Here is an 18480-nt window from a genome sequence, read left to right as displayed (position 1 = left end):
CCTCAGATCACGAACAAATCCACGAACCGGTGGACCGCCGTGGCCTCCAGCCGCTGTTGATCGCCACACAGCGCGAAAATCTCCAGGCAACGCTGACGCGAAAACCGCGTCGCCAAGTTGTCCCTGAACTTGGCCTCCAGCAAGGGGATGCCCTCCCCGCGTCGGCGCCGGTGCCCGACCGGGTACTCCACCACTACCTGTTCGGTACTGCTGCCATCCTTGAAGAACACCTGCAAGCCATTGGCGATCGAGCGCTTGTCCGGCTCCAGGTATTCGCGGCTGAAACGAGGGTCCTCGACCACTTCCATCTTTTCGCGCAGACGGTCGATGCTCGGATGGGCAGCGTGGAAAGCATCCTCGTAATGCTCGGCCACCAGATGACCGAAGATGAGCGGCACCGCCACCATGTACTGCAGGCAGTGGTCGCGATCGGCAGCATTGGCCAGCGGGCCGACCTTGGAGATGATGCGAATGGCCGATTCCTGGGTGGTGATGACGATACGGTCGACTTCGTGCAGGCGGTTACGCACTTGCGGATGCAGGCTGACTGCCGCTTCACAGGCGGTCTGGGCGTGGAACTCGGCCGGGAAACTGACCTTGAACAACACGTTTTCCATCACGTAACTGGCCAACGCCTGCGGTACGCGGAGCGCCTGCTGGGCAGAAGGCTTGAGCGCCAGGTCCTTGTTGGTGTGGCTGAACGACACGTCGTAAAAACCCCACTGCGGCGCAGTCAGCACACCGGGCACACCCATCTCGCCGCGCAACGCGATATTGGCCAGGCGCACGCCCCGGCTGGACGCATCGCCGGCAGCCCACGACTTGCGCGAGCCGGCATTGGGTGCATGGCGGTAGGTGCGCAGCGCCTGGCCATCGACGAAGGCATGAGACAGGGCCGAGAGCAGTTGTTCACGGTTGGCACCCATCAGCTTGGCGCACACGGCCGTGGACGCCACCTTGACCAGCAGCACGTGGTCCAGCCCGACGCGATTGAAGGCGTTCTCCAGGGCCAGCACACCTTGAATCTCATGGGCCATGACCATGGCCTCAAGCACTTCGCGCATCAGCAGCGGGCTTTCACCCCTGGCCACCTGCTTTTGCGACAGGTGATCAGCTACCGCCAGGATCCCCCCGAGGTTATCGGAAGGGTGGGCCCACTCGGCGGCAAGCCAGGTATCGTTGTAGTCCAGCCAGCGCACGGTGCAGCCGATATCCCAGGCGGCCTTGACCGGGTCGAGCCGGTAACTGGTGCCGGGCACCCGGGCGCCATTGGGTACCACCGTACCCTCCACCAGCGGGCCGAGGTGCTTGGTGCACTCTGGAAAGCGCAGGGCCAACAGGCCACAGCCCAGGGTGTCCATCAGGCAGTTGCGTGCGGTGTCCAGCGCTTCGGAGGACTCGACGCGGTAGGTAAGAACGTAATCGGCAAGGGTTTGCAGCACCCCGTCGTAGTCAGGGCGCTCGTTCAGGTCTACGTTGGCGCTCATTTGCAGCTCCTTTGATTGGGGCTGCTACGCCACCCGGCGCCGGCAATGCGGCTCCCACAAGGTCGATGCAGGAACCGGCTTGCCGGCGACGGGCCGCGTAGCGGCCTTGCTGATTCAAAGCCAAGCGCCACGTGCGTCAGAAGCTGTCGCCAGGCACCCTCACCCAGCCTTCCATCAAGACACGGGCACTACGACTCATGATTGCCTTGGTCACCGTCCACTCGCCCTCCACCTGGCTGGCCTGAGCCCCGACCCGCAAGGTGCCGGAGGGATGGCCGAAGCGCACAGCACTGCGCTCGCCCCCGCCTGCAGCGAGGTTGACCAGCGTACCTGGAATGGCAGCAGCGGTACCGATGGCCACCGCAGCAGTACCCATCATCGCGTGGTGCAACTTGCCCATGGAAAGTGCACGCACCAGCAGGTCGATGTCAGCCGCCTCGACAGCCTTGCCACTGGAGGCAGTGTAGGTGCTTGGCGGTGCAACGAAAGCCACCTTCGGCGTGTGCTGACGCCCGGCCGCCTGGTCGGCATGCTCGATCAGCCCCATGCGCACGGCGCCGTGGGCACGGATCGCCTCGAAACGCGCCAACGCCTGCGCATCACCGTTGATCGCATCCTGCAGTTCGGTGCCGGCATAACCGACGTCGGCGGCATTGAGGAAAATGGTCGGGATACCGGCGTTGATCAAGGTGGCTTTGAAGGTACCGATACCGGGCACCTCCAGTTCATCCACCAGGTTGCCGGTAGGGAACATCGCACCGCCGCCCTCGCCCTCATCGGCCGCCGGATCAAGGAATTCCAGTTGCACCTCGGCGGCCGGGAACGTCACGCCGTCGAGTTCGAAGTCGCCCGTTTCCTGCACCTCGCCTTCGGTGATCGGTACATGAGCGATGATGGTCTTGCCGATATTGGCCTGCCAGATACGCACGGTGGCCACGCCATGGCGCGGGATGCGCGACGGCTCGACCAAGCCGCTGCTGATGGCGAACGATCCGACAGCAGCAGACAGGTTGCCGCAGTTGCCGCTCCAGTCGACGAAGGCCTTGTCGATGGCGACCTGGCCGAACAGGTAGTCGACGTCGTGGTCGGGCTGGGTGCTTTGCGACAGGATCACGGTTTTGCTGGTGCTTGAGGTAGCGCCGCCCATGCCATCGATCTGCTTGGCGTAGGGGTCAGGGCTGCCGATGACCCGCAGCAGCAGTGCGTCACGGGCCGGCCCTGGGGCTTGCGCTCGCTCAGGGAGGTCCTGCAGGCGGAAGAACACGCCTTTGCTGGTGCCGCCACGAATGTAGGTGGCGGGGATCTTGATTTGCGGTGCGTGTGCCATGGCTGTGCTGTCCTGTCTGAATATGCAATAACCCTTGGCGCCTGTTCTGCAGCCCATCACCGGCTTGCCGGCGACGGGCTGCAGAACAGGCGCCGACTACTCAGGCCGACGCCTCGAGGAAGTCCTGGGCGAAGCGCTGCAGCACCCCGCCCGCCTCGTAGATCGACACCTCTTCGGCGGTATCGAGCCGGCAGGTCACCGGCACCTCGAGCCGTTCGCCATTGCTGCGCGTTATCACCAGCGTCAAGGTTGCACGCGGCGTGCGCTCACCTGCCACGTCATAGGTCTCGCTGCCATCCAGGCCCAGGGTCTTGCGGTCGGTGCCCGGCAGAAACTCGAGCGGCAACACGCCCATGCCCACCAGGTTGGTGCGGTGGATGCGCTCGAAGCCCTCGGCAACGATCGCCTCGACTCCGGCAAGCCGCACACCCTTGGCCGCCCAGTCGCGGGACGAGCCTTGGCCGTAGTCGGCACCGGCAACGATGATCAGCGGCTGCTTGCGCTGCATGTAGGTTTCGATGGCTTCCCACATGCGAATCACCTTGCCCTCCGGCTCCAGGCGCGCCAGCGAACCCTGCTGCACGCTGCCATCGGCCTTGCGCACCATCTCGTTGAACAGCTTGGGGTTGGCGAAGGTGGCACGCTGCGCCGTCAGGTGGTCGCCGCGGTGGGTGGCGTAGGAGTTGAAGTCCTCCTCCGGCAGGCCCATTTTGGCCAGGTATTCACCCGCCGCGCTGTCGAGCAGGATGGCATTGGACGGTGACAGGTGATCGGTGGTGATGTTGTCCGGCAGCACCGCCAACGCACGCATGCCGCGCAACGTGCGCTCACCGGCCAAGGCGCCTTCCCAGTAGGGCGGGCGGCGGATGTAGGTGCTCGTCGGACGCCACTGGTAAAGCGGCGCCACTTTCGGCCCTCGGTCTTGCTCGATAGCGAACATCGGGATGTACACCTTGCGGAACTGCTCCGGCTTGACCGCAGCGCGCACCACCGCGTCGATCTCTTCGTCGCTCGGCCAGATGTCCTTGAGGCGGATTTCCTGACCATCGACCACGCCCAGCACATCCTTCTCGATGTCGAAGCGGATGGTGCCGGCAATGGCATAGGCCACCACCAGCGGCGGCGAGGCCAGGAATGCCTGCTTGGCGTACGGGTGGATGCGTCCATCGAAGTTGCGGTTGCCCGAGAGCACCGCCGTCGCATAAAGGTCACGGTCGATGATTTCCTGCTGGATCACCGGGTCCAACGCCCCGGACATGCCGTTGCAGGTGGTACAGGCGAAGGCGACGATACCGAAGCCCAATTGCTCCAGCTCCTTCTCCAGCCCCGCTTCCTCCAGGTACAGCTGCACGGCCTTGGAGCCTGGGGCGAGCGACGACTTGACCCACGGCTTGCGCGCCAGGCCGAGCTTGTTGGCGTTGCGCGCCAGCAGGCCGGCGGCGATCACGTTGCGCGGGTTGCTGGTGTTGGTGCAGCTGGTGATCGCAGCGATGATCACTGCGCCGTCAGGCATCTGCCCCGGCACCTCGTCCCAGGCACCGGCGATACCCTTGGCCGCCAGGTCGCTGGTGGCAACCCGGGCATGCGGGTTGGACGGCCCGGCCATGTTGCGCACCACGCTCGACAGGTCAAAGCTCAGCACGCGTTCGTATTCGGCGTTGGCCAGGGCGTCAGCCCACAAGCCCGTGGCTTTGGCGTAGGTCTCCACCAACTTGACCTGCTGATCTTCACGGCCGGTCAGTTTCAGGTAGTCGATGGTCTGCTGGTCGATGGCGAACATTGCAGCGGTTGCACCGTATTCCGGCGCCATGTTGGAGATGGTCGCACGGTCGCCGAGCGTCAGGGCGCGTGCACCTTCGCCGTAGAACTCGAGGTAGGCGCCAACCACCCTCTGCTTGCGCAGGAACTCGGTCAAGGCCAGCACCAGGTCGGTCGCGGTGATAGTGGCTGCCAGCGTGCCGCTGAGCTCCACGCCGACGATTTCCGGCAGGCGCATCCACGAGGCGCGGCCCAGCATGACGTTTTCAGCTTCAAGGCCGCCAACGCCGATGGCGATCACGCCCAGGGCGTCGACATGCGGGGTATGGCTGTCGGTGCCCACGCAAGTGTCCGGGTAGGCCACACCGCCATCGCTGTGGACAACCGGCGACATTTTCTCCAGGTTGATCTGGTGCATGATGCCGTTACCAGGCTGGATCACATCGACGTTCTTGAACGCCTTCTTGGTCCAGTTGATGAAGTGGAAGCGGTCTTCGTTGCGACGGTCTTCGATGGCGCGGTTCTTGTCGAAGGCCTGCGGGTCGAAGCCACCGCACTCGACGGCCAGCGAATGGTCGACGATCAGTTGCACCGGCACGACCGGGTTGACCGCCGCCGGGTCGCCCCCCTTCTCGGCGATGGCGTCGCGCAGGCCGGCGAGGTCGACCAGCGCGGTCTGGCCGAGGATGTCGTGGCACACCACGCGGGCCGGGAACCACGGGAAGTCGAGATCGCGCTTGCGTTCGATCAGCTGGCCGAGCGAGGCATTCAGGCTTGCAGGGTCGCAGCGGCGCACCAGGTTTTCGGCGAGCACCCGCGAGGTGTAAGGCAGGTTGTCGTAGGCACCCGGCTTGATGGCCTCGACCGCGGCACGGGCGTCGAAATAGTCCAGGTCCGTGCCTGGCAGGTTTTTGCGGTATGCGGTGTTCATAGAATTATCAGGCTCGGTCACGTTACGGTCGTGGATACACGCACAGGCGCTGCAGTCATCATGGGAGCAAGGTTGCCGGCGATCGGGGCGGATCAGGCGGCGCCTTCATCGCCGGCAAGCCGGCTCCCACAGGTTCGCTACAGGGCCTGCTGTTTCAGCGCTGCTCGATCGGCACGAACTGGCGCTGCTCGACACCGACATACTCGGCACTCGGGCGGATGATGCGGTTGTTAGCGCGCTGTTCGAACACGTGCGCGGCCCAGCCGGTCAGGCGCGAGCAGACAAAGATCGGGGTGAACAGCTTGGTCGGGATGCCCATGAAGTGGTACGCCGATGCATGGTAGAAATCGGCGTTGGGGAACAGACGTTTCTGCTCCCACATGGTCTTGTCGATGGCTTCGGAGACCGGGAACAGCACCTTGTCGCCGACGGCATCGGCCAATTGTTTCGACCACCCCTTGATCACCTCGTTGCGCGGGTCGGACTCTTTGTAGATGGCATGGCCGAAGCCCATGATCTTGTCCTTGCGCTCGAGCATGCGCAGCAACTCTGCGGTAGCTTCCTGGGGATTCTGGAAGCGCTCGATCAGCTCCATCGCCGCCTCGTTGGCGCCGCCGTGCAGTGGGCCGCGCAGTGAGCCGATGGCTGCCGTGACGCAGGAGTACAGGTCCGACAGCGTCGAGGCGCAGACCCGGGCGGTGAAGGTCGATGCGTTGAACTCGTGCTCTGCATACAGGATCAGCGAAACGTTCATTACCTTGACGTGCAACTCGCTCGGCTTCTTGCCGTGCAACAGGTGCAGGAAATGGCCGCCAAGGGTGTCCTCATCGCTGGTGCAATCGATACGTACGCCATGGTGGGTGAAGCGGTACCAGTAGCACATCACCGCCGGGAACAGTGCCAGCAGGCGATCGGTCTTGTCCCGCTGGGCGTCGAAGGTCAATTCTGGTTCCAGCGTACCCAGCACCGAACAGCCGGTGCGCATGACGTCCATCGGGTGGGCGTCGCGCGGGATGCGCTCGAGTACTTCTTTGAGTGCCTGCGGCAGGTCGCGCAGGCCCTTGAGCTTGTGTTTGTAATCGGCAAGTTCTGCTTCGCTGGGCAACTCGCCGTATAGCAGCAGGTACGCCACTTCTTCGAATTCGGCGCCTGCTGCCAGGTCGCGCACATCATAGCCCCGGTAGGTCAGGCCGGCCCCGGCCTGGCCTACGGTCGACAGTGCGGTCTGACCGGCCACCTGGCCACGCAGGCCTGCGCCGCTGAGTACTTTTGCTTCGGCCATGGTGTTTCTCCTTTCTTGAACTTGTTATGGATATCGTTCTGGCTGATTCAGGCTGCCTGTACCGGCCTCATCGCCGGCAAGCCGGCTCCCACAGTCAACTGTGCAAGCCTCTGTATTGGTGCTGTACCTGTGTGCAAGCTCCTAGCTTGGTGCTGACCTGTGTGCAAGCTCCTGGCAGGCGCTGTACCTGCGGGAGCCGGCTTGCCGGCGATGAGGCCAGCATGGGCTCAGCCTTTCTTCTGGGCAAACAGCGCATCGAGGCTTTGCTCGAACGCGTGGTAGCCAATGGCATCGTAGAGCTCCATGCGGGTCTGCATGGTGTCGATCACATTCTTCTGCGTGCCGTCGCGACGCAGTGCGGTGTAGACATTCTCGGCGGCCTTGTTCATGGCGCGGAACGCCGACAGCGGGTACAGCACCAACGACACGTCCACCCCAGCCAGCTCCTCGGTGGTGAACAGCGGCGTGGCACCGAACTCGGTGATATTGGCCAGGATCGGCGCCTTCACCCGGTCGGCAAAGGTCTTGTACATCTGCAGTTCGGTAATGGCCTCAGGGAAGATCATGTCGGCTCCGGCCTCGATGCAGGCGGCAGCACGGTCCAGCGCTGCGTTCAGGCCTTCCACGGCCAGGGCATCGGTACGGGCCATGATCACGAAGCTGTCATCGGTACGGGCATCGACCGCAGCCTTGATGCGGTCGACCATCTCCTGCTGGGAGACGATCTCTTTGTTTGGCCGGTGGCCGCAGCGTTTGGCGCCTACCTGATCTTCGATATGAATGGCGGCAGCACCGAACTTGCTCATCGAACGCACGGTGCGCGCAACGTTGAAGGCCGAGGCGCCAAAGCCGGTGTCGACATCTACCAGCAATGGCAGGTCGCACACGTCGGTGATGCGCCGCACATCGGTCAGCACGTCATCCAGGCCGGTAATGCCCAGGTCCGGCAAGCCCAGCGAACCCGCGGCGACACCCCCACCGGACAGGTAGATGGCCTTGAAGCCGGCGCGCTTGGCCAGCAGCGCATGGTTGGCGTTGATGGCACCGACCACCTGCAGAGGATGCTCGGCGGCAACGGCATCGCGAAAACGCTGACCAGGGGTGCTCTTCACAGTCATTTCTCACCTCAAAGGCTGTTGTTGTTGGCGTCCAGGTAGTGACGCTCGATGTTGCGTTTGGACGCGCCGATGTGGCGGCGCATCAGGAGTTCGGCAAGCTCGCCGTCACGGTCGGCGATGGCATCGAGAATGCGGTGGTGTTCGGCAAAAGCCTGGCGCGGGCGGTTGGGCGTGGCGGAAAACTGGATGCGGTACATGCGCACCAGCTGGTACAGCTCGCCGCAGAGCATCTTGACCAGGGTCTGGTTGCCACTGCCCTGGATGATCCGGTAATGGAAGTCGTAATCGCCTTCCTGCTGGTAATAGCCCAGCCCCGCCTGGAACGCTGCGTCGCGCTCGTGGGTGTCCAGCACCCGGCGCAGCTCATCGATTTCGCCCTGGCTCATGCGCTCGGCGGCCAGGCGGCATGCCATGCCCTCGAGCGACTCACGGATTTCGTACAACTCGATCAGTTCGGCATGGCTGAGCGACACCACACGCGCCCCCACATGCGGCACCCGCACCAACAGGCGCTGGCCCTCCAGGCGATGGATGGCCTCACGCAGCGGGCCCCGGCTGATGCCATAGGTTCGCGCGAGCTCCGGCTCGGAGATCTTGCTGCCTGGGGCAATTTCCCCGCTGACGATCGCAGCCTGGATGCGCCGAAAAACGTTCTCGGACAAGGTTTCCGTTTCATCCGACATCGAGGGGCTGGGGGTGATGACGTCCAGCATATTGTTGACACCTTGGTAAGCTCTTGAACAGAAACTAACGAAAATAGCTCAAGCAGTCAAAGCAAAAATGAACATTGTCGACAATCTTCCAAGCGCGAACTTAATGAGTGATGGCGTTGTCAGATCGCGACGCGCTGGCGCCAAGGCCTCGGCGTGATAGAATGCCGCGCCTCCAACGGAGTATGGATAGCGTTTCTGTCATCCATTCATGTTGTTGACAGATGAACCGAGGAAGCTTGCGCAGTACCTGCCAGTCGCCTTGCCCCGAACCCAGCACAGCACCGCGCCAGGACTATGAGACTTACACCCGTTTTATTGCTGTTATGCCTCACCCTGCTGCCGGCCCTTGGCCAGGCGGCGGGCAAGACCGTGTACGGTCTTAATGAATACGCCCGCCTTGGCGAACTCGACCTGGAAGTGGCCGCCAAACTCGACACCGGCGCCAAGACCGCGTCACTGAGTGCCCGCGACATCAAGCGTTTCAAGCGCAACGGCGAAAGCTGGGTGCGTTTCTACCTGGCCATTGACGCCGCCCATTCGCACCCCATCGAACGCCCGTTGGCGCGCGTCAGCAAGATCAAGCGCCGCGCAGGCGACTATGATGCCGAATCGGGCAAGGCCTATACCGCCCGCCCGGTCATCGAACTCGAAATCTGCATGGGCCAGGCCCTTCGCACCATCGAAGTCAACCTCACCGACCGTAGCGCGTTCCAGTTCCCGCTGCTGATCGGTTCCGAGGCGCTCAAGCACTTCGACGCGCTGGTCGACCCAAGCCTTAAATACGCGGCCGGCAAACCTGCCTGTGCCACCGACGCTCCCAAAGCAGAGTAATCCCGATGCGCTCTCTTACCCTCCATCTGAAAGTCCTGATCACCGTACTGGTGCTGCTGGGCGTGGCGGTCACGGCTTATCAGATCTTCTTCCTCGGCATCCCGGTGACCGAAGACGAAACCGACGACCTCTGGAACATCGACGCCAAGGTCGAGTTCGTCGCCAACAGCAAGGACCCGGTCAAGGTACAAATGTTCGTACCGCCGCTGAATCGCGACTACGTCAGCCTCAACGAGAGCTTCATCTCCAACAACTACGGGGTCAGCGTCAACCGCGCCGATGGCAACCGCAAGGTAACCTGGTCGGCCCGCCGCGCCAGCGGCAACCAGACCCTCTACTATCGCCTGGTGCTGACCAAGCGTTACAGCAGCGAAAAGTCCGCCATCAAAGGCCCGACCTTCCGCGATAGCCTGGCGGTAGAGGGCCCTGAGAAGATCGCCGCGGAAGCGCTGATGGCGCCGATCCGCCAGCATTCCGCCGACGTCGAGACCTTCGTCAGCGAAACCATCAAGCGGGTCAACAACCTCAACGACGACAACGTCAAGCTGCTGCTGGCCGGCGATACCTCGCCCATGAAGAAGGCCCAGGTCATCGACCTGCTGCTGTCGATCGCGCATGTGCCGATGGAGAAGGTCCATACCATCCGCCTGGTGGCCGATACGCCGCAGTCCCCCGAACTCTGGCTGCGCAGCTTCAACGGCAGCGACTGGCTGTACTTCAATCCGGACACCGGTGAGCAGGGCCTGCCCAGCGACCGCCTGTTGTGGTGGACCGGTGATGACAACCTGGTCACCGTCGATGGCGGCAAGAAAGCCAACGTCACGTTCAGCATGAACAACAGCGAGATGAACGCCATCCGCCTGGCCAAGCTGACCGACGAGAACACCGACGCCGACTTCCTCGAATACTCGCTGTACGGCCTGCCGCTGCAGACCCAGCAGACCTTCATGATCATGGTGATGATCCCGATCGGCGTGCTGGTGATCCTGGTGCTGCGCAACCTGATCGGCATCCAGACCCTGGGCACGTTCACACCGGTCCTGATCGCCCTGGCGTTCCGCGAGACCCAACTGGGCTTTGGCATCGTGCTGTTCACCGTCATCACGGCATTGGGCTTGTCGCTGCGCTCCTACCTGGAGCACCTCAAGCTGCAGATGCTGCCGCGCCTCTCGGTGGTACTGACCTTCGTCGTGGTATTGATTGCCGCCATCAGCCTGTTCAGCCACAAGCTGGGGCTGGAGCGCGGCCTGTCGGTGGCGCTGTTCCCGATGGTGATCCTGACCATGACCATCGAGCGCCTGTCGATCACCTGGGAAGAACGTGGCGGCGGCCATGCCATGAAAGTGGCGATCGGCACCCTGTTCGCAGCGTCGCTTGCCCACCTGCTGATGATGGTGCCGGAGCTGGTGTACTTCGTCTTCACCTTCCCGGCGGTACTGCTGGTCCTGGTGGGCTTCATGCTGGCGATGGGTCGCTACCGCGGCTACCGCCTGACCGAGCTGGTGCGCTTCAAGGCATTCCTGAAGAAGGCTGACGCCTGATGTTTGGCCTGATCAAGACGTGGAAAGCCCTGGAGGCCCGGGGCATCATGGGTATCAACCGCCGCAATGCGGACTATGTGCTCAAGTACAACAAGCGCAACCTGTACCCGATCGTCGACGACAAGATCATCACCAAGGAGCGTGCGCTGGCAGCAGGCATTCACGTGCCTGAAATGTACGGCATCATCGAGACCGAGAAGCAGATCGACAAGCTTCACCAGATCATCGGCGGGCGCAACGATTTCGTCATCAAGCCGGCCCAGGGCGCCGGCGGTGACGGCATCCTGGTGATTGCCGACCGTTTCGAGGACCGCTACCGCACCGTTTCCGGCAAGATCATCAGCCATGAAGAGATCGAGCATCAGGTCTCCAGCATCCTTACCGGCCTGTACTCGCTCGGCGGGCATCGCGACCGCGCGCTGATCGAGTACCGGGTAACCCCCGACCAGATCTTCAAGAGCATCAGCTACGAAGGCGTGCCTGACATCCGCATCATCGTGCTGATGGGCTACCCGGTGATGGCCATGTTGCGGCTGCCAACCCGCCAGTCCGGCGGCAAGGCCAACCTGCACCAGGGCGCCATCGGTGTAGGCGTGGACCTGGCCACCGGAGTGACCCTGCGCGGCACCTGGCTGAACAACATCATCAGCAAGCACCCGGACACTACAAATGCGGTAGATGGCGTACAGCTGCCGAACTGGGAAGGCTTCATGAAGCTGGCCGCCGGCTGCTATGAGCTGTGCGGCCTGGGCTACATCGGTGTGGACATGGTGCTGGACCAGGACAAGGGGCCATTGATTCTCGAACTCAATGCTCGCCCAGGGCTGAACATCCAGATCGCCAACGACACCGGGCTGACCCAGCGCACCCATGCCATCGAGGCGCACATCGAGGCGCTGGCCAAGGACGGTGTAACCGAGGATGCCGAACAGCGCGTGCGGGTGGCGCAAAGCCTGTTCGGGCACGTGCATCCGCACGGATAGCCTTGCCCCATCGCCGGCAAGCCGGCCCCCGCAGCATGGGCTACGCAGCCCCTGGGGGCCGGTTTGCCGGCGATGGCTTCAATACACTGCCGGAAAATCACACTGGCGCTAGGCGCATTTCCAGCACAGGTCTACAATCGCCCTCCTCGCTTTTACATCGCCGTCCACACTGATGCCGACCTGTACGCTCTACCCCCTGCCCTACCAGCCCGAACCCGCCGCGTACTTCGCCCGCCTGCGCCAGGCGCCCGGAGCGATCCTGCTCGACAGCGCCCGGCCAGGCGCCGAGCGCGGCCGCTTCGACCTGCTCAGCGCCTGGCCGCTGCAACACTTGCAGGTACTGCCCGATGAAGATGGCCGTGCCTTCCTGCAACGGCTGCGCGCCAGCCTGAAACAACTTGGCCCTGCCCATTTGCCCGAGGGTGTCGAGCTGCCCTTTGCCGGGGGCCTGATCGGCTACCTCAGCTACGACTTCGGCCGACGCCTGGAACACCTGCCGTGCCTGGCCAAGGATGATCTTGGCCTGCCCGACGCCCAGCTTGGGTTGTATGGCTGGGCGTTGGTGACCGATCACCAGCATGGCACCAGCCAACTGGTGTTCCACCCCCAGCTGGCTGATGACGAGCGTGAGCGGCTGATCGCCTTGTTTGAAAAACCCGATGACACTGCCAGCGGCGATTTCCACCTGCTCGCCGCCATGACAGGCGACTTGCAGCCTGGGCAATACAAGGCAGCATTCGACCAGGTTCAGCGCTACATAGAGGCCGGTGACTGCTACCAGATCAACCTGACCCAACGCTTCCGTGCTCCGTGCCAGGGCGACCCCTGGGGCGCCTACCAGGCAGTGCGCAAGGCCTGCCCGACGCCGTTCTCTGCTTACCAGCAACTGGCCGACGGCAGCGCTCTGTTGAGTTTTTCTCCAGAACGCTTCATCCGCGTCAGCCAGGGGCAGGTGGAGACCCGGCCGATCAAGGGCACCCGCCCGCGCTCGGCCGACCCGGCTGAAGACGCCCGCAATGCCGAGGCGCTGCGCCACAGCCCCAAGGACCGCTCGGAAAACCTGATGATCGTCGACCTGCTGCGTAACGACCTGGGCCGCACTTGCCAGATCGGTTCGGTGAAGGTGCCGGAGCTGTTCAGCCTGGAAAGCTACCCCAACGTGCACCATCTGGTCAGCAGCATCACCGGGCAACTGGCCATCGACAAGGACGCACTGGACCTGATCGGCGACAGCTTCCCTGGCGGCTCGATCACCGGCGCCCCCAAGATCCGCGCCATGCAGATCATCGACGAGCTGGAGCCCAGCCGTCGCGCGCTGTATTGCGGGTCCTTGCTGTACGTGGATGTGCGCGGTGAGATGGACAGCTCCATCGCCATTCGCAGCCTACTGATCAAGGACGGCCAGGTCAGCTGCTGGGGCGGTGGCGCGGTGGTGGCGGACTCCGACTGGCAATCGGAATACGAAGAGTCGATCGCCAAGGTGCGGGTATTGATGGAAACCTTGCAGAGTCTGTAACCCAGCGCTGGCTGCCCCAGCCCAGGGCCGGTACAGGCACAGCGTCTAGCCTGCCATTTTTTGTTACCATCACTTCATTACGAGCGCACAGCGCCACAGCCAAGATGGAAACCGCCTGATGAGCCAACCCTTCGACGTCGCCGCCCTGGCCGCGACCTATGCCAGCAAATCCCCGCAGGACATCCTCAAGCTCGCCTTCGAGCACTTCGGCGACGATCTCTGGATCTCTTTCAGCGGCGCCGAGGACGTGGTGCTGGTCGACATGGCCTGGAAACTGAACAAGCAGGTCAAGGTGTTCAGCCTCGACACAGGCCGCCTGCACCCTGAGACTTACCGGTTCATCGACCAGGTGCGCGAGCAGTACAACCTGCCGATCGAGATCCTCAGCCCGGATCGCGCCAAACTCGACCCGTTCGTCCAGGAAAAGGGCCTGTTCAGTTTCTACAAGGACGGCCATGGCGAGTGCTGCGGCATCCGCAAGATCGAGCCGCTGCGGCGCAAGCTAGCCACCGTCAGCGCCTGGGCCACCGGCCAGCGCCGTGACCAGAGCCCGGGCACCCGCAGCCAGGTGGCAGCACTGGAACTCGACAGTGCCTTCTCCACAGCAGAACGCCCCTTGTACAAATTCAACCCGCTGGCGCAGATGACCAGCGCGGAAGTCTGGGGCTACATCCGGATGCTCGAACTGCCGTACAACAGCCTGCACGAACGCGGCTTCATCAGCATTGGTTGCGAGCCATGCACCCGCCCGGTGCTGCCGAACCAGCACGAGCGTGAAGGCCGCTGGTGGTGGGAAGAGTCGACCCAAAAGGAATGCGGCCTGCACGCCGGCAACCTCATCAGCAAGGCCTGAAGCAGCTGCAAGCTGCAAGCTGCAAGCCTCAAGCTGCAACTCTCCAGCCTCAAGAAGAAAGAGCAGCCCACGCGGACTGCTCTTTCTTGAAGCTTGCAGCTTGAAGCTTGCAGCTGCTGTCAATGCACAGGCAACTCAACCCCGGCAAACAGTTCTTCGAGTTCCTGCTTGTTGTGGCACTGGATGGCCTTGGCCATGACTTCACGGGTCAGGTGCGGCGCGAATTTTTCGATGAAATCGCACATGAAACCGCGCAGGAAGGTGCCGCGGCGGAAGCCGATCTTGGTGATGCTGGCCTCGAACAGCTCACTGGCATCGAGCGCCACCAGGTCGCTGTCCAGCTTGCTGTCCACCGCCATCTTGGCGACGATGCCCACGCCCAGCCCCAGACGCACGTAAGTCTTGATCACGTCGGCGTCGGCAGCAGTGAACACCACCTTAGGTGTCAGGCCACGGTGATTGAAGGCCTCATCCAGCTTGGAGCGGCCAGTGAAACCGAACACATAGGTGACGATCGGGTACTCGGCGACCGCTTCCAGCGTCAGCTTCGGCAATTTGGTCAGCGGGTGGCCCTGGGGCACCACCACGCAACGGTTCCATTTGTAGCACGGCATCATGATCAAGTCGCCAAACAGCTCCAGCGCCTCGGTGGCAATGGCGAAGTCGACGGTACCGTCCGCAGCCATCTCGGCAATCTGCATGGGCGAGCCCTGATGCATGTGCAGGGCGACTTCCGGGTACTGCTTGATGAAGCTGCTGATGATCGGCGGCAGCGCATAGCGCGCCTGAGTATGGGTGGTGGCGATGGACAACGTGCCCTTCTTCTCGTTGGAGAATTCCTGGGCGATCTGCTTGATGCTTTCGACCTTGCGCAGGATTTCGCCAGCGGTATTGATGATGCGCTCCCCCGCGGGAGTGACACGCGTAAGATGCTTGCCGCTGCGGGCAAACACTTCAACACCCAGCTCATCCTCGAGCAGGCGAATCTGCTTGCTGATCCCCGGCTGTGAGGTATACAGGCTTTGCGCCGTCGCGGAGACGTTGAGGTCGTGGTGCGCCACTTCCCAGATGTAGCGCAATTGTTGAAGCTTCATAGGTTCCCCTCGAATCAGCGGTAAGTCAGCGGCAGCAAGCAGCGACGATATATAACTATATTAGTGGCTACCGAAATAAAAATAGAACTATTTTGTTACACGCCGCTCCGAAACTGCCTACCACCACCTTCACGTTTTCCTACGGCCGAGATGTTGCGAAAGTGGCACCATGTACACCGGCACCGTGGATAACTGCAGCAAGCGCACAGCCGTTCGACCAACTGGTACGTCCACCCCGGCACCGGCGCTGTGGCTGCCAAAAATCAGCAGGTCGACACTCAAACGCTGCGCCTGCTCCAGGATGACCTGGGCCGGATCACCCTGGCGCACCCGAACCGCCTTGATCACCGCCAGGTCCGCGTCCTCGCCCAATTCCTCACGGAAGTTCTCCAGCACACGCTGCTCGATGTTAGCCATCACTGTATTGACGCCCTCACTGTGCAACGCGTCGAGCGTCTGCTCATCGAGGTAGCTTTGCAAAAGGGATTCGGCGAACTGCCCCATGGGCTCTACGGCATGAATCACATACAGTTCCGCGCCGAACGTGCGGGCCAGGGCCAATGCGTGCTGCATGACAAAAGGGGCGTAGACACCGAGGTCGGTGGCGTACAGCATGGAGCGGATCATTCGACCTCCTCGACTGCCGTGGCGGCAGAGCAAGCTTCAGCTTAGCAGCGCGCCGGGCGCGCGCTCGGCCGCCCGGCGCACTGCCAATGCGGGCTGTAGAGGTTCAGCCAGCACGATTGGCGCGGTCGACGAAGGCCAGTGCCTGGTAGAGCATCTGCATGCGCGGCAGGCTGCAGCCTGCCGCTTGCGCCCGGGCCAGAGGCTCGGCATAGATAGCCTGGAGTTCCAGCGGCCGCTGCTGGACGTGATCGTGGTACATGCTCGGCCAGTAGTCGGGCATCTGCTCGGTGATCCGGAACAAGTGCTCGGCATAACCGGCTGGCAGCTCATGACCGCAGGCAGCAGCGCCCTGAACCACCTCGGCCATCAGTGCCCGAACAAGCTCACGGCTGTCAGCATCGGCCATCAGCGGCGAAGTACTGGCACCGAGCAACACCGAAAGGCCGTTGTAGGGGACATTCCATACCAGCTTCTGCCAGCGCGCCTGACCGAGGTCGTCCATGGCCTGGGAGTCGACACCCGCAGCACGGAACAGCCTGGCGCCCTCCTCTACGATGCTCACCCCCCCATCGCTGGCGGGGCCGCTGTGATAGCCCAGGTTGACTGCGCCCAGCGCCTGATGGCGTATCACACCAGGGCTCACACGGTTGACACAGATGAAGCATAAGCCACCGAGCAAGTGCAGATTGTCGGGCAACGCTGGCCGTAGCTGTTCCTCGACACCCAAACCGTTCTGCAGCAGCACCACCTTGGCATCGGGTGCCGAAGCCTGCGCAATCAGCGGCGCCAATTCGCCATTGCTGGTGGCTTTTGTGCCTACCAGCAACCAGTCGCACGGCGGCATGTCGGCAACGCTGGAATACGCCTGAACCGGCATGCGCCAGTCGCCGTGCACAGCGCTTTCCAGCCTCAGGCCATGCGCTCGAACCTCCGCAAATTCGCTGCGCAGCAGAAAATGCACGTCGAACCCGGCCCGCGCCAGCATCAGGCCATAAAAGCCGCCGATGGCACCACTGCCAATAATGCCGATGCGTGGTTTGCGAGGGTCCATGCTGATCTCCTGATCAATGTCGGTGTGCTTTTCTACACCGATTGAGGCGTTTTGCGCACCTAAATAGCAGTTCAAGCCTATTGCACCAGGGAAAAACCCTGCACAGGCGCACTGCAGCCCATTGTCGCGCCCCCTGTAACGCGCTAAGGTTCGGCTCCCCGCTGCGAACATTCTTGCTGCTGGGCCGCACGGGGATTGCTGGCGGCCGGCACCGTGACCTGACGAGTAACACGATGGCTGATTTACCGATCGACGACCTTAACGTTGCCTCCAACGAGACTTTGATCACCCCCGATCAGCTCAAGAAGGAAATCCCTCTCAGCGCCAAAGCTTTGCAGACCGTTACTGCCGGCCGCGAAGTGGTGCGCAATATCCTCGACGGCAAAGACCATCGCCTGTTCGTCGTGGTCGGCCCCTGCTCAATCCACGACATCAAGGCCGCTCACGAATACGCCGAGCGTCTCAAGGTGCTGGCAGAGGAAGTTTCCGACACGCTGTACCTGGTAATGCGTGTTTATTTCGAGAAGCCGCGCACTACGGTTGGCTGGAAAGGCCTGATCAACGATCCTTATCTGGATGACTCGTTCAAGATCCAGGACGGCCTGCACATCGGCCGCCAACTGCTGCTGGACCTGGCCGAGATGGGCTTGCCGACCGCCACTGAAGCGCTCGACCCGATCTCACCGCAGTACCTGCAAGACCTGATCAGCTGGTCGGCCATTGGCGCGCGCACCACCGAATCCCAGACCCACCGCGAGATGGCCTCGGGCCTTTCCTCGGCGGTTGGCTTCAAGAACGGCACCGATGGCGGCCTGACCGTGGCCATCAATGCCCTTCAGTCGGTATCCAAGCCGCACCGGTTCCTGGGCATCAACCAGGAAGGTGGCGTATCCATCGTCACTACCAAGGGCAACCCGTACGGCCACGTAGTACTGCGTGGCGGCAATGGCAAGCCGAACTACGACTCGGTGAGCGTTGCGCTTTGCGAGCAGGACCTGGCCAAGGCGAAGATCAAGGCCAACATCATGGTCGACTGTAGCCACGCCAACTCCAACAAGGACCCGGCCTTGCAGCCGCTGGTCATGGAGAACGTCGCCAACCAGATCCTCGAAGGCAACCAGTCGATCATTGGTCTGATGGTCGAAAGCCACCTGAACTGGGGCGCCCAGTCGATCCCGAAGAACCTGGAAGATCTGCAGTACGGCGTATCGGTCACTGACGCCTGCATCGACTGGCCTGCCACCGAGAAAACCCTGCGCAGCATGCACGCCAAGCTCAAGGATGTACTGCCCCAGCGCAAGCGCGGCTGAGCTTTGCCAGAAAACGAAACGCCGGGCATTGCCCGGCGTTTTTGCATGTAGAGCCCAG

15 protein-coding genes are annotated in these 18480 nt (G+C 62.6%); 6 read left to right on the top strand and 9 right to left on the bottom strand.

The genetic code is table 11. The features are described from left to right. Nucleotides 1–2: 2 nt before the first annotated feature. From prpD to JNA92_RS03105, 6 genes are all read right to left on the bottom strand, one after another. On the bottom strand, nucleotides 3–1487 hold the full coding sequence (gene prpD, locus JNA92_RS03130; protein ID WP_241803262.1) for a 2-methylcitrate dehydratase: 1485 nt from the start codon (nucleotides 1485–1487) through the stop codon (nucleotides 3–5). Between the two features lie 136 nt (nucleotides 1488–1623). After that, nucleotides 1624–2814, bottom strand: a complete 1191-nt coding sequence (gene prpF, locus JNA92_RS03125; protein WP_241803261.1) for a 2-methylaconitate cis-trans isomerase PrpF — start codon at nucleotides 2812–2814, stop codon at nucleotides 1624–1626. Nucleotides 2815–2914: 100 nt separating this feature from the next. Continuing rightward, a complete protein-coding gene (acnD, locus tag JNA92_RS03120; RefSeq protein ID WP_241803260.1) occupies nucleotides 2915–5503 on the bottom strand; it encodes a Fe/S-dependent 2-methylisocitrate dehydratase AcnD in 2589 nt (862 codons plus the stop codon). 154 nt (nucleotides 5504–5657) lie between these two features. Then, nucleotides 5658–6785: a bifunctional 2-methylcitrate synthase/citrate synthase gene (gene prpC, locus JNA92_RS03115; RefSeq protein WP_241803259.1), complete on the bottom strand. Its 1128-nt coding sequence runs from the start codon at nucleotides 6783–6785 to the stop codon at nucleotides 5658–5660. Between the two features lie 227 nt (nucleotides 6786–7012). Next, a complete protein-coding gene (prpB, locus tag JNA92_RS03110; RefSeq protein WP_241803258.1) occupies nucleotides 7013–7903 on the bottom strand; it encodes a methylisocitrate lyase in 891 nt (296 codons plus the stop codon). A gap of 8 nt (nucleotides 7904–7911) precedes the next feature. After that, on the bottom strand, nucleotides 7912–8616 hold the full coding sequence (locus tag JNA92_RS03105; protein WP_241803257.1) for a GntR family transcriptional regulator: 705 nt from the start codon (nucleotides 8614–8616) through the stop codon (nucleotides 7912–7914). A 294-nt stretch (nucleotides 8617–8910) separates the two neighbouring features. Between JNA92_RS03105 and JNA92_RS03100 the strand changes: the two genes are divergently transcribed. The 5 genes from JNA92_RS03100 (at nucleotide 8911) to JNA92_RS03080 (ending at nucleotide 14340) form a co-directional block, all read left to right on the top strand. After that, nucleotides 8911–9447, top strand: coding sequence for an ATP-dependent zinc protease family protein (locus JNA92_RS03100; RefSeq protein WP_241803256.1), 537 nt, complete (start codon nucleotides 8911–8913; stop codon nucleotides 9445–9447). A gap of 5 nt (nucleotides 9448–9452) precedes the next feature. After that, the gene (locus JNA92_RS03095) at nucleotides 9453–10988 is read left to right on the top strand and encodes an inactive transglutaminase family protein (RefSeq protein WP_241803255.1); all 1536 of its coding nucleotides are present in this window, start codon (nucleotides 9453–9455) and stop codon (nucleotides 10986–10988) included. Further along, the gene (locus JNA92_RS03090) at nucleotides 10988–11971 is read left to right on the top strand and encodes an alpha-L-glutamate ligase-like protein (protein WP_241803254.1); all 984 of its coding nucleotides are present in this window, start codon (nucleotides 10988–10990) and stop codon (nucleotides 11969–11971) included. Before JNA92_RS03095 ends, JNA92_RS03090 begins: the two co-directional genes overlap by 1 nt. Before the next feature lie 172 nt (nucleotides 11972–12143). Continuing rightward, nucleotides 12144–13487 carry an aminodeoxychorismate synthase component I gene (pabB, locus tag JNA92_RS03085; protein WP_241803253.1) on the top strand — a complete coding sequence of 448 codons (1344 nt, stop codon included), beginning with the start codon at nucleotides 12144–12146 and terminating at the stop codon, nucleotides 13485–13487. Between the two features lie 118 nt (nucleotides 13488–13605). After that, nucleotides 13606–14340: a phosphoadenylyl-sulfate reductase gene (locus JNA92_RS03080; RefSeq protein WP_241803252.1), complete on the top strand. Its 735-nt coding sequence runs from the start codon at nucleotides 13606–13608 to the stop codon at nucleotides 14338–14340. A 119-nt stretch (nucleotides 14341–14459) separates the two neighbouring features. Here JNA92_RS03080 and cysB read toward each other — a convergent pair whose 3' ends face one another. The 3 genes from cysB to JNA92_RS03065 all read right to left on the bottom strand — a co-directional run bounded on the left by cysB (nucleotide 14460) and on the right by JNA92_RS03065 (nucleotide 17112). Beyond that, entirely contained in the window at nucleotides 14460–15434 is a 975-nt protein-coding gene (cysB, locus tag JNA92_RS03075) for an HTH-type transcriptional regulator CysB (protein ID WP_241803251.1), read from the bottom strand. Between the two features lie 129 nt (nucleotides 15435–15563). Next, complete coding sequence (locus tag JNA92_RS03070; protein ID WP_241803250.1) at nucleotides 15564–16061, bottom strand: universal stress protein; 498 nt, start codon at nucleotides 16059–16061, stop codon at nucleotides 15564–15566. Between the two features lie 103 nt (nucleotides 16062–16164). Then, complete coding sequence (locus JNA92_RS03065; protein ID WP_241803249.1) at nucleotides 16165–17112, bottom strand: putative 2-dehydropantoate 2-reductase; 948 nt, start codon at nucleotides 17110–17112, stop codon at nucleotides 16165–16167. Nucleotides 17113–17345: 233 nt separating this feature from the next. Here JNA92_RS03065 and JNA92_RS03060 point away from each other — a divergent pair, with 233 nt between their 5' ends. Next, the gene (locus JNA92_RS03060) at nucleotides 17346–18422 is read left to right on the top strand and encodes a 3-deoxy-7-phosphoheptulonate synthase (protein WP_241803248.1); all 1077 of its coding nucleotides are present in this window, start codon (nucleotides 17346–17348) and stop codon (nucleotides 18420–18422) included. Nucleotides 18423–18480: the final 58 nt, after the last annotated feature.

Origin of the sequence: Pseudomonas putida, from assembly GCF_022627325.1 — a bacterium.
Classification (GTDB): Bacteria; Pseudomonadota; Gammaproteobacteria; order Pseudomonadales; family Pseudomonadaceae; genus Aquipseudomonas; species Aquipseudomonas putida_X.
Note: the sequence above shows the minus strand (reverse complement) of the source record. Positions and strands in the feature narration are given on the sequence as shown.